The sequence below is a fragment of the Pediococcus sp. AC40 genome (assembly GCF_030252485.1).
Lineage (GTDB): Bacteria > Bacillota > Bacilli > Lactobacillales > Lactobacillaceae > Pediococcus > Pediococcus acidilactici.
Map to the genome: position 1 here is coordinate 741468 of NZ_CP127012.1, position 12903 is coordinate 754370.

The following is a 12903-nucleotide window of genomic DNA, read 5'->3' on the forward strand; positions in this document are numbered from 1 at the left end:
TGGAGATTTTGAAAATGAATATTGTAGAAATATCAAACCAAATTGAACAAGGAAACGTCGCCCTTGGAATTGAGTTAGGTTCTACCCGGATTAAAACGGTTTTGATCACTAACGACTATAAGACGATTGCTTCTGGTAGTTTTGTTTGGGAAAACCAATACAAAGACAACATTTGGACGTATTCGCTTGAAGACGTTTGGAAGGGGATCCAAACCAGTTATTCAAAAATGGCGGCCGAAGTTAAAAGTAAGTATCACAAACCGTTGACCAAAATTAAGTCGATTGGAATTAGTGCAATGATGCACGGCTACTTGGCTTTTGACCAAAGCGGCGACTTATTAGTACCGTTTCGGACGTGGCGGAATAATATTACCGAAGAATCGGCAGCCAAACTAACGGAAGCCTTTAATTTCAACATCCCTCAGCGTTGGACAATTGCTCACCTTTATCAAGCTATCTTAAATGGTGAAGACCACGTTGAAAACTTGGATTTTGTTACGACCTTGGCCGGTTACGTACACTGGAAATTATCGGGTGAAAAGGTATTAGGAGTTGGGGACGCTTCTGGAGTATTTCCAATTGATGAACAAACGGGAAATTATTCAGAAAATATGTTAGCAACTTTTGCTAACTTGCCTGAAGTTAAACCATTTAACTGGGACATCAAGCGCGTCTTGCCAAGCGTTAAAAAGGCTGGCGAAAACGCGGGACAATTATCCGCGCAGGGCGCTAAGCTACTAGATATTACTGGAAATTTGCAAGCGGGTAGTTTGATGGCACCGCCAGAAGGAGATGCTGGAACCGGAATGGTCGGGACTAATAGTGTTCGCAAACGGACCGGAAATATTTCGGTTGGTACTTCGGCCTTCTCAATGGTTGTATTAGAAAAGCCATTGAAATCAGTTCACCGGGATATTGACGTAGTGATGACGCCAGACGGGGCGGCAGTAGCTATGGTTCACGTTAACAACTGTTCCTCAGATATTAACGCTTGGGCCCAAATTTTTAACGAATTTGCGACTCGACTAGGGATTAATTTGACGCCGGATAAGTTGTACGAAGCACTGTTCTTAGAGGCGGCTAAGGCGGATCACGACCTTGGCGGATTGGTCAACTACAGTTACCAGTCTGGTGAAAATATCACCAATATCAAGGCGGGCCGGCCATTGTTTGTCCGGAAGCCAGACAGCCACTTTAACTTGCCAAACTTCATGCAAACCCAACTTTATTCTGCATTTGCGCCACTAAAAATCGGCATGGATATTTTGAGCAAGGAAGAAAATATTAAAACCGACGTAATGATCGCGCAAGGCGGATTGTTCCGGACTGCCGTAATTGCACAGCAAGTTCTGTCAGACGCCCTCAACACCCCAATTACCGTGATGAGTAATGCTGGTGAAGGCGGGCCTTGGGGAATGGCAATTTTGGCGATGTACGCTGCCGATAATCAAGGACAAAGCTTAAGTGATTATTTAGACTACAACGTCTTTAATAATCCAGAGAGCATGACGCTTAGCCCTGAACCAGAGGGAGTGGCTGCTTACAATGAATTTACTAAGCACTACGAAGCTGGTTTGCCAGTTGAAGCACGCGCCGGTGAAGTAATTTAGGAAGGGGAGATTTGATGCTAGAAAAACTTAAACAAGAAGTTTACGAAGCTAATATGCAGCTGCCCAAGCTGGATTTAGTTACGTTTACCTGGGGGAACGTCTCCGGGATCGACCGCGAAAAGGGATTATTTGTTATTAAGCCTTCGGGAGTTTCGTACGAAGAAATGAAACCCGAAGATATGGTGGTAGTTAATTTAAAGGGTGAAGTTGTTGAAGGGGATATGAATCCTTCTAGCGATACACCGACCCACACCGTTTTATATAACGAATTTCCAGACATTGGAGGAATCGTGCATACCCATTCTCCATGGGCGGTATCGTTTGCAGCGGCCGAAATTGACGTGCCAGCTTTGAGTACGACCCATGCCGACACATTCTACGGTGACGTACCGGTAACTCCGGCCTTAACTAAACAAGAGATTGAAGAGGCATACGAAGAAAATACTGGCAAGGTAATCGTTCGAGAATTTAAGGAACGGAATTTGGACCACAATGCGGTTCCTGCTGTATTGGTTAGCCAACACGGACCATTTACTTGGGGCGCCACACCGGACAAAGCGGTTTACAACGCTAAAGTATTGGAAGTTGCTGCTGAAATCGACTATCACGCTTTACAAATGACTCGGCGGAATATCGAAGTTCCTCAATACTTATTAGATAAGCACTACTACCGTAAACACGGGAAGAATGCTTACTATGGGCAAAATAATGCCAAATCTAAAGAACACGCACAAAGAAAATAAAAATATTTTTAATTAGAAAAGGAGCGCTTTAACATGAAAAAAATGCAAGATTATGAATTTTGGTTTATTACAGGTAGTCAATTCCTATATGGTGAAGAAACCCTTCGTTCAGTAGAAAAGGACGCTCGCGAAATCGTTGATAAGTTAAACGAATCCAAGAACTTACCTTATCCAGTTAAATTCAAGTTGGTAGCAACTACTGCTGAAAACATCACTCAAGTAATGAAGGATGCTAACTATAACGACAAAGTTGCCGGGGTAATTACCTGGATGCATACCTTCTCACCAGCTAAAAACTGGATCCGCGGTACTAAGTTATTGCAAAAACCATTGCTTCACTTAGCAACTCAATTCTTGAACCACATTCCATATGACACCATTGATTTTGACTACATGAACTTAAATCAATCTGCTCATGGTGACCGTGAATATGCATTTATTAATGCACGCTTGCGTAAGAACAACAAGATCATCACTGGTTACTGGGGTGATGAAGACATTCAAAAACAAATCGCTAAATGGATGGACGCAGCCGTTGGCTACAATGAATCATTTGGTATCAAGGTAATAACCTTTGCTGACAAGATGCGTAACGTAGCGGTTACTGACGGTGACAAGATTGAAGCACAAATTAAATTTGGCTGGACCGTCGATTACTGGGGAGTTGCGGACTTAGTTGAAGAAGTTAACGCCGTTGCTGAAGACGACATCAACAATAAGTACGAAGAAATGAAGAAGGAATACAACTTCGTTGAAGGAGATAATTCTTCAGAAAAATTCGAACACAATACTAAGTACCAAATTCGTGAATACTTTGCATTGAAGAAATTCATGGACGATTGCGGATACACCGCCTTCACAACTAACTTTGAAGACTTAGCTGGTTTGGAACAACTTCCAGGATTGGCTGTTCAAATGTTGATGGCTGAAGGTTATGGCTTCGCTGGTGAAGGGGACTGGAAGACCGCTGCTTTGGATCGCTTAATGAAGATCATTGCGCATAACCAACACACTGCCTTCATGGAAGACTACACCCTTGACCTTCGCAAGGGTCACGAAGCAATCCTTGGCTCACACATGCTAGAAGTTGACCCAACGTTAGCTAGTGACACGCCACGGGTCGAAGTTCACCCACTTGACATTGGTGGCAAGGATGACCCTGCACGCTTTGTCTTCACTGGTATGGAAGGCGACGCGGTTGACGTTACGATGGCTGACTACGGTGATGAATTCAAGCTCATGTCTTACGATGTTCAAGGCAACAAGCCTGAAAAAGAAACGCCACATCTTCCAGTTGCTAAACAACTCTGGACTCCAAAACAAGGTTGGAAGAAGGGTGCTGAAGGCTGGCTCACACTTGGTGGTGGTCATCATACCGTACTTTCCTTCAACGTGGATGCTGAACAATTACAAGATCTCAGCAACATGTTTGGATTGACATACGTTAACATTAAATAATTATTTACTTTGGTAAATTTTTCTAAAAGAACTGATCGATTTAATTGATCAGTTCTTTTATTATGATTCGATAAAGGGTCAAAAAACAAAGAACATAAAAATTATCAGAGAAGAAGGTTAACATTACGTGATTAGTAGTTCAATTAAGGACGTAATTTTGTGAATGTGAATCCATTATTTTTATTTTTCTAATCATTTGAGTGCCGAGATTGAACAAAAATTTGAATTAGATTAGATTATCTATATCGTTAATTCAGCATTTAATAGCGATTTGTAGAATTTTTAATAATATTTACATAACCAAATCTAAATAAACTAATTGGATTTTAATTATGCAACCGCTTTACTTCTTTGAGTAAAGTGTGCAATAATATACGTGTAGTTAAATAAATCACAAGGAAGTGTCTTTATGCAAATTGCTGTTATTAAAGAACAAAAAGAAGGGGAAGGTCGTGTAGCGGCCACGCCGGAAAATGTTCAAAAGATGGTTGATGCCGGTAATGAAGTCTTAGTTGAAAAGGATGCCGGAATCGGTGCAGGCTTTTCTAACGAAGAATTTGAAAAAGCTGGTGGGAAGATTGTTTCTCATGAAGATGCATGGAAAGCAGAATTGTGCATTAAGGTTAAAGAACCTGATGCTGAAGAATACCAATACTTTGATAAAGGTAAAATCATTTGGGGATTCCAACACCTTGCATCTTCCAAACCAACTGTTGAAGCAATGATGAAGGCCGGAGTTACTGCAATCGGTGGTGAAACCATCGTTAAGGATGGTAAATTAGAGTTGTTAGCACCAATGAGCCAAATTGCGGGGCGTCGTTCAGTAATCATGGGAGCGTATTACCTTGAAGCACAACATCAAGGGGAAGGTATTTTAGTTTCTGGAATTCCAGGAGTTATCCCTGCTGGACATGTAGTGATTTTCGGTGGGGGTAACGCCGCGACAGGCGCTGCAGACACTGCTTTAGGTTTAGGATGCTCAGTAGTAATTATTGAGTTAAACGACGACCGGATTGCTCAATTGGAAGAACAATATAAGGGTAAAGACGTTCGCGTAGTTAAATCAAACGAAGAAAATCTTGCAAAAGAAATTAAAGATGCTGATATTTTTGTATCCACAATTTTAATCCCAGGCTCAAAGCCACCGAAGTTGGTTAAAGAATACATGGTAAAAAGCATGAAGAAGGGCTCTGTAATCGCTGATATTGCGATCGATCAAGGTGGAACAGTAGAAACCATTGATCACCCAACCACTATTGATGACCCAGTCTTCATTAAGGATGGTGTGATCCACTACGCTGTACCAAACCAACCTGGTGCCGTTCCACGGACTGCTACAATGGCGTTAGCAGCTGGTAACCTTGATTATATTTTGGAAATTGCCGATAAGGGAATTGAAGGAGCAATCAAGGAAGATAAAGCTTTAGCATCTGGGGTCAACCTCTACGAAGGTAAGGTAACTAACAAGGGTCTTGCAGATTCGTTAGACCTTCCGTACACTGAACTAGATGTATAAATAGGCGTTCGAACTTTTAAATTTGCGTTTAAATTATGAGGTGAAAATCATGAAAAATAACGAACCAAGAAATGAAGTAGTTGCTCAAACCTACGATTTATTAAACTTAGATCAAATTGAAGAAGCGCGTAAAGTAATTGGTAAGTACGCACGTCGGACGCCATTAGTTCAGTCAATGTTTTTAAGTAACAATGTTGCTCATGCAGATGTATATTTAAAACTTGAAAATATGCAACTTACTGGTTCATTCAAATTCAGAGGAGCTAATAATAAGATTAACCACTTGTCTGATGAAGAAAAAAAGCATGGAGTAATTACAGCTTCAGCTGGGAACCATGCGCAAGGGGTTGCTTTAACTGGTAAACTTTCTGGAATTGACACCACGGTTGTAATGCCGGACGAAGCTCCTCAAATGAAGCGTGACGCTACGCGGGGTTACGGTGCTGAAGTTGATATTCACGGAGCAACTTTCGATGATGCTCACGACTGGATGCATGAAAGAGCTGAAAAAGAAGGAAAGACGATTGTTGATCCGTTTAACGATTCCCTCGTTTGTGCTGGACAAGGAACCATCGGGCTAGAAATCCTCGAAGACTTGGTTGATGTAGAAACCATCATTGTACCAGTTGGTGGTGGGGGGTTGATTTCCGGAATTGCCACAGCAGTTAAGTCAATCAACCCTTCCATTCACGTAGTTGGGGTTCAATCCGAAAACGTTCACGGAATGAAGGCTTCAGTAGATGCTGGTAAGATTGTAAAGCATCACGATGACTTTACGCTTGCTGACGGCACTGATGTAGCTGTTCCTGGGGACATCACTTACGGAATTGTTTCTAAGTTAGTTGACGAAATTGTTCTAGTTAGTGAAGAAGAAATTTCTAAAGCAATGAAGGACTTGATGCAACGCACCAAGATTGTTGCAGAAGGTGCTGGCGCATTACCAACTGCTGCACTTGAGGCAGGCAAGATTGATAAGAAATGGATCGAAGGTAAGAAAGTCGTTGCCCTAGTATCCGGTGGTAACGTTGACCTTCAACGGGTTTCACAAATTATTGATCACTTCTTCTCCCCAGTTGATACACACAAAGTTGGGATTGGATAGAATGATTAGGCAAGCAATTGCAGATTGAAAATCTAAGGGATGCTGCATGAATTGCAGCGTCCCTTTTTTAAAATAATTAAAATTGGAACAATGAGGAGTGATTATCAATGAATGATAATAGTACATCTCTAAAAAAGACAATTGGTTTTTTCCCGGCGTTAGCAACGGTTATGGGAACGGTTATTGGTACCGGCGTATTCTTTAAGGCAGCCGCGGTAACCGAATATACTGGGACGGTCTCAATGGCCCTTTTCGCGTGGCTATTGGGTGGACTAATTAGTATTTGCGCTGGGTTGACTGGTGCTGAGCTAGCGGCGATGTTCCCTGAAACTGGGGGCCTGACACGTTATATTGAGCATACTTATGGTCACTTTTGGGGATTTTTAGCAGGGTGGGCACAAGCAATTATTTATTTCCCTGCTAATGTAGCGGCCATTGCGATTGCGTTTGGAACCCAATTCACTAACTTATTTAATCTTTCGCAAACATGGATAGTTCCTGTAGCAATCATTACTGCACTTTCATTATTGTTAGTTAACTGCATTAGCGCAAAATTTGGTGGTTGGGTAACATCGGTAGCTTTAGTGGTTAAGCTGATCCCGTTAGCCGTAATTGTTTTGTTAGGATTCTTCCACAGTAGTTCGGTTAACTTCTCACTATTCCCAGTTGTAGCTGGCCCACATCGCGGATTTTGGACAGCTTTAGGGAATGGATTATTAGCGACCATGTTTGCTTATGATGGATGGATTCACGTTGGTAACATTGCCGGTGAAATGAAAAATCCGCGTAAGGATCTACCTAAAGCGATTGCACTTGGAATCGGACTGATTATGGTAGTTTACCTGTTGGTTAATGCCGTATTTCTCTACATTGCTCCAGTTAACCACGTTGCTGGAAATTTGAACATTGCTTCTGACGTTGCAAAGGTTATTTTTGGCGGTATCGGAGGTAAATTTGTTACAATCGGTATCTTGATTTCAGTGTATGGTGGCCTCAATGGATACACCATGACAGGAATGAGAATTCCTTACGTAATGGGTAAAGAACACAAACTACCATTCGGAGATGTTTTTGCTAAATTAAATGAAGCGGGAGTGCCTTGGGCAGCTGGAGTTATCCAATACTTGATTGCTTGCTTAATGATGCTTTCTGGACAATTTGATGCAATTACCAATATGCTAATTTTCGTAATTTGGTTCTTCTACTGCATGGCTTTTGTGGCGGTATTTGTTTTGAGAAAACGGACACCAAATGCAAATCGACCGTATAAGGTCCCACTTTATCCAGTAATTCCGGCAATTGCTCTTGTAGGAGGAGTTTTCATTTTGGTTAACACGCTCTTCACACAATTTACTACGACAGCGATTGGGATTGTAGCCACCGCAGTAGGGGTTATTTTCTACTATTATTTAAAAAATAAGTATCCAGAAAATTTTAAGAGTGAAAAATAATTTTGTGTTTGAAATGGCAGAAAACTATCCCAGTCAGGGAGGCTTTCTGCCTTTTTTAGTAGACAATGGTTAGGCAGTAGCGCTACTTGATAAGAAAAGGTGGAAGCGCTATTATTAAACATATGATAATTGATTCACAAAAGTTAGGTATTAGTGATTGTTAAAGAAAGGGATTGAATTGGATGGCACAAAATGTTTCTAAGAAAGATTATGGTGGTGATGGTAGGAGCAAGTACGTTCCTTACGTTACTAAAAAGGGGCATGGTGGAAGTATTGCTATTTTGATTATGGGAATTATTTTAGCCGTAATCTTTGGAGCGTCAACAGCATACTCGGGGATGAAAGCTGGACTAACGGTAGCAGCTGGAATTCCTGGATCAATCATTGGATCGGGGTTGGTAAGTCTTTTTGCTAAGAAAAAGGGCATCCTAGGTAAAAATATTTTGCAAGGAATGTCCAGTGGTGGAGAAGCAATTGCAAGTGGGATGATTTACGTCCTTCCAGCAATTATCTTGATTGGCGGACACGTTAATTTTTTCACTGGGGTAATGGTTGGTGCTTTGGCAGTAATGTTTGCCATTGGGAGCGCATCATTAGTTCAAAATTATCTGATTGTTGAGGAACATGGGCGCCTCGCTTACCCAGAATCCATGGCGATTACCGAAGCGTTAGTCGCTTCGGAAAGCGGTGGAGATTCATTAAAATTCCTAGGGGTAGGTTTTGGAATCGGGGGCTTAATTACTTTATTTACTTCTCAAGTTTTTGGTTGGGTAAATAGCATGATCACTTTCACTGGAAACTCATTTTACCGATGGAAGATGTCGACAGAAGTTAATCCTATGCTAGCTGGAATTGGTTTCGTGGTTGGCCTAGAAGTGGCAATGACCATGTTTGCGGGGTCAATCTTATCAAATTTTGCAGTAGTGCCTTTAGTTAGTTACTTTGCACAAATGGCAGGAAGTGGTGCACACGTTTGGAATGATGCCGCGCTGAGCATCTCCCAAATGAGCGTTGACGATGTTGCAGGCTCGTATGTTAAGTATATTGGTGCAGGAATGATGCTTTGTGGTGGAATTATCGGTGCAGTTAAGTTAATCCCGGTAATTTGGACTTCGATTAAAAAAGTACTTAATGCGCGAAATAGCACTACTGAAGATAAAAATGCGTTCGGGTTAATTGCCTTGTTAGCTTCAGTAATTGCCATTTTTATCGCTGGTTTTATTATTTCAGGGTCGGTTGTCGTTGCCTTGCTTGGCGGGGTTTTAACGTTAGTTTTATCGTTGCTGTTTGTAATTGTTTCTGCTCGGCTAGCCGGGACGATTGGCTGTTCTAACGAACCAGTGTCAGGGATGACTATTGCATCGCTAGTAATCATGACTTTGGCCTTCGTATTGATGGGATGGACTACCAAAAATTACACAGAAATTTTGCTATTGTTTGGGGTATTCATTGTTACTACGGTTTCAGTCGGTGGTGGATATATGCAAACCCAAAAAGTTAACTACATGATTGGCGGCTCAAACAAGGAAATGATGAAGTACTACATGATTGCTGGCTTTGTGGGGGTGCTCACCGTAATTGGAACTACGGTACTTTTGGAACCGCAATTGCGGATTACGGGTTCTAACCCGCCATTTGGATTGCCGCAAGCTAACTTAATTGCAACTTTAACGTCTGGCATCATGTCTGGAGATTTACCATGGATTATGATCATTGTCGGGATTGTGATGGCCTTAGTTTTCTGGATGCTAGACCTACCAATTATGACGGTTGCGTTAGGTTTTTACTTACCAATTTCAACTACTTCAATTATTTTAGTAGGGGCATTATTAAAACTTTTGATCAATAAGACTACTAAAGACAAAGAGTTACGTGACAAACGGGTACAAAGCGGCGTCAGTCTTTCTTCTGGACTAATTGCCGGTGGTTCAATCATCGGCCTTGTTGGAATTATTTTCCACGTTACCGGATTGCTGGGTAATAGTGCACCAAGTGGCTTTTTAGCAAGCAACGCAATGGGATTAATACTACTAGCAGCTATGGCAGGAGCGATTATAATTCCGTTGTATATGATTAAAAAATCTGAAAACCAAGGGAAGGCTGAAGAACGTGAGTAAGTCACCTAAATTGACGGATGCTGATCTAAAAGAATTAGTTTTTAAGAAAAATCCGCGGGTTAATTATAAAGTTGAAGGCGAACAAGTGACCATTATTCGTGCTCAAAACCATTGGATTCAACAATTTTTACGAAAATTACATTTTAAAATTCCAGAGTTTACTTACCTAGATTTAGATGAATACGGCAGTTTTGTATTTCAACAAATTGATGGGCAACGCAGCGCGTATGAGATTGGTCAGAATTTAGGCGAACGCTTCGAGGAAGCTAATGACTATTTGTATAGTCGATTATTATTGTATTTGAAGCAACTAGAGGTTAACGAACAGATTATCGAACGAGTTTAAAGAAATTTAAGAGGAGGATTTATCATGACGGATAGAATTGAAATGTCAGCATGTACTTCAGTAATGGTTGGAAAGCAGGCTTCGCTTGATGGCGCAACCTATATTTCCAGAAACGAAGATCGTCTAGTGGCTATTCATCCAAAACGCTTCTTGGTTCAACCAGCCGTCTCCGGACGACAAGAAATTTATAAATCACCATATAACGGATTAACTGTACCGTTGCCTGAAAGTGGCTATCGGTATACTTCAACACCTAACGCCGATGAGAGCGAAGGGCCTAATGAAGAAGACGGTTTTAACGAAAAAAACGTTGGTGAAAGCGCTACGGAAAGTGTTTACGCTAACGAACGAGTTTTAGCTTACGATCCCTTCGTCAAAAATGGGTTAGCAGAAGATTCCATGACTACGTTAGTACTTCCGTTTATTGATTCTGCTCGAGATGGAGTTCGTTATCTAGGCGAATTGGTGAAAAAATATGGTTCAGCAGAGGGTAACGGAGTTCAATTTAATGATGCTGACGAAGTGTGGTACATGGAAATTGTTACGGGTCATCAATGGGTTGCCGTTCGGATTCCGGACGATTGCTATGCCGTGGCTGCTAACCAAATCGCGATTGAAGATATTGACTTTAATGATCCCGACAATTACATGTGGGCGCATGGCATTCAAGAATTTGTCGAAAAGCATGGTTTGAATCCTGACGAAGATCGCTGGAATTTCCGGCACATCTTTGGAACGGATACGGAAAAGGATCATCATTACAATACTCCTCGGGTTTGGTTTGCTCAACGTTACTTAAACCCGGAGATTGAACAAGATCCTGAATCACCAGATCTACCTTTTATTCGGAAAGCTAGTCGAAAGATTTCGGTTGAAGATATTCAATATATTCTGAAGTCGCACTATAACGAAACTAAGTACGACCCATTAGGAAGTGGTAGCGAACACGATCGGAAGACGTACCGGGCAATTTCCTTATCTCGAACAGCCAATTCACATATTTTGCAAATGCGGAATAGTCATGAAAATGAAGCGGCTGGAGTTCAGTGGATTGGCTTTGGCGTACCAAGTTTTTGCCCACACGTACCATTCTTTACCAACGCTAATGATACTGACGTTTCCTACCGGGAATTACCGGAAGAGGTGTCATTAGATAGTGCATACTGGTTGTATGAAACTTTAGCAATGGTAGTGGAATCTCACTACGCTGAATTTATTCAGGACGATTTGGATTACCAAAAAGAGTTGTCACAATGGGCACGGACCAAGATTGAAGAAGTTGACCAAGTGGCTAAGAAGATGTCGGGAAAAGAATTGACAAAATATCTTACTGAACAAAACCCCCTTATTGCGCAACATTATAATAAAGAAACCAAGAAACTTTTAGCTAAGTTAACCAAGCAGGGTGCGGAATTATCGAAGCTAACCTTTAAGATGGATCCAAATTTGTGATTCAAAAGATAGGCCTGGTGTTATGTAGTCGTCTAAAGTGTTAAGGGGCGGTTGAATAAAACTTTCAACTAATTTTTCTTAATAATTAAAGTGGCCGTTAGGATTTTGGGTAATCCTGACGGCCACTTTTTGTTAATCAATATAAATCATCGCGATTCTTAATCAATTCATTTTTATAGTTAATGGGGTAGTGTTTACATATTTTTTAAACAATCGGTTTAGGGAAGAAGGATTTTTATAACCAATTCGCAAGGAAATTTGGTCAAGCGATAGGTTAGTTTGAAATAAAAGTTCTTGGGCTGCATATAGACGGCGCTGTTCAATTAATTCTTTAAACGTTTGCCCAGTCGCTGCTTTGATCTTATTACTGAGATAATTCATGTTGTATCCAAAATGCTTACTTGTATATTGCAAATTAGTGGTTGAATAATGCTGTTCGATGTACTTTAAAATTGCCAATAATTCAGCATTATTGTCTGCCGCAAAATTTAGATGGTGATGGCTAACTAATGGTGGTAATTGCGTAATCAAGGTTGAAAATAGCAATTTTAGCACTTGGTTATTATTTTTATGGGCGGATTCAAAGGCTACGAACAATAAGTCCATAATCAGACTACGCGACAATGATTGTGCAGGTAAATCGAAAATCATGAAATTATGGTTGGTAGTTTTTAAGTTACAATTTTGCAGAAAGTCCGTTACAGCGTTGGATTGTCCAGAAAGTAAGTCCAATATTTTAGTGATAGTTAGAGAGTTTTTTAACAAAATGTTAATGATGACGTCATTTTCCCCAGTATAGCCAATTTTTTGAACAGTATTCTTATCCATTAAAAGTAGTTGACCTTCTGTAAACTCAAATTGCTCGTTATTTAGCGATTGAATACAACTACCTGAATACATGTAGTTAAGTTCGATGAAATCATGAGTATGCGCGGGAACGTAAGAAAAACGATTTCCTTTAACAATGGTTAAATCGCCATGTTTAAAAAAATTGTATTTTGGCATTTTAGGGATGGGGCTTTCCTTAAAATTGAGCTTCATATAATTGTAATTAGCGTGATTTTTTCGCTGAGTGTTCTCTACATAATTTAGACTACGTATTTTTTTA

10 protein-coding genes are annotated in these 12903 nt (G+C 40.7%); 9 read left to right on the forward strand and 1 reads right to left on the reverse strand.

Annotated features, from left to right (window positions below):
* The first annotated feature begins 14 nt into the window (after window positions 1–14).
* The 9 genes from NL111_RS03610 (at window position 15) to NL111_RS03650 (ending at window position 11795) form a co-directional block, all read left to right on the forward strand.
* A complete protein-coding gene (locus NL111_RS03610; protein ID WP_004166822.1) occupies window positions 15–1610 on the forward strand; it encodes a xylulokinase in 1596 nt (531 codons plus the stop codon).
* 14 nt (window positions 1611–1624) lie between these two features.
* A complete protein-coding gene (locus NL111_RS03615; protein ID WP_004165370.1) occupies window positions 1625–2353 on the forward strand; it encodes an L-ribulose-5-phosphate 4-epimerase in 729 nt (242 codons plus the stop codon).
* A 33-nt stretch (window positions 2354–2386) separates the two neighbouring features.
* Window positions 2387–3811, forward strand: a complete 1425-nt coding sequence (gene araA / locus NL111_RS03620) for an L-arabinose isomerase (RefSeq protein WP_285110493.1) — start codon at window positions 2387–2389, stop codon at window positions 3809–3811.
* Window positions 3812–4220: 409 nt separating this feature from the next.
* Complete coding sequence (gene ald, locus NL111_RS03625) at window positions 4221–5327, forward strand: alanine dehydrogenase (protein ID WP_004165367.1); 1107 nt, start codon at window positions 4221–4223, stop codon at window positions 5325–5327.
* Between the two features lie 49 nt (window positions 5328–5376).
* A complete protein-coding gene (tdcB, locus tag NL111_RS03630; protein ID WP_004165628.1) occupies window positions 5377–6429 on the forward strand; it encodes a bifunctional threonine ammonia-lyase/L-serine ammonia-lyase TdcB in 1053 nt (350 codons plus the stop codon).
* A gap of 107 nt (window positions 6430–6536) precedes the next feature.
* Complete coding sequence (locus NL111_RS03635; protein ID WP_285110494.1) at window positions 6537–7880, forward strand: APC family permease; 1344 nt, start codon at window positions 6537–6539, stop codon at window positions 7878–7880.
* 182 nt (window positions 7881–8062) lie between these two features.
* Window positions 8063–9997 (forward strand): OPT/YSL family transporter, encoded by a 1935-nt coding sequence (locus NL111_RS03640; protein WP_285110495.1) that lies wholly within the window; start codon window positions 8063–8065, stop codon window positions 9995–9997.
* On the forward strand, window positions 9990–10343 hold the full coding sequence (locus NL111_RS03645; RefSeq protein WP_004165359.1) for a PqqD family peptide modification chaperone: 354 nt from the start codon (window positions 9990–9992) through the stop codon (window positions 10341–10343). Before NL111_RS03640 ends, NL111_RS03645 begins: the two co-directional genes overlap by 8 nt.
* 24 nt (window positions 10344–10367) lie before the next feature.
* Window positions 10368–11795 carry a C69 family dipeptidase gene (locus NL111_RS03650; protein ID WP_285110496.1) on the forward strand — a complete coding sequence of 476 codons (1428 nt, stop codon included), beginning with the start codon at window positions 10368–10370 and terminating at the stop codon, window positions 11793–11795.
* A 162-nt stretch (window positions 11796–11957) separates the two neighbouring features.
* On the opposite strand, the gene NL111_RS03655 is transcribed toward NL111_RS03650, so the two are convergent.
* Window positions 11958–12800 (reverse strand): AraC family transcriptional regulator, encoded by an 843-nt coding sequence (locus NL111_RS03655; RefSeq protein WP_285110497.1) that lies wholly within the window; start codon window positions 12798–12800, stop codon window positions 11958–11960.
* Between the last annotated feature and the right edge of the window lie 103 nt (window positions 12801–12903).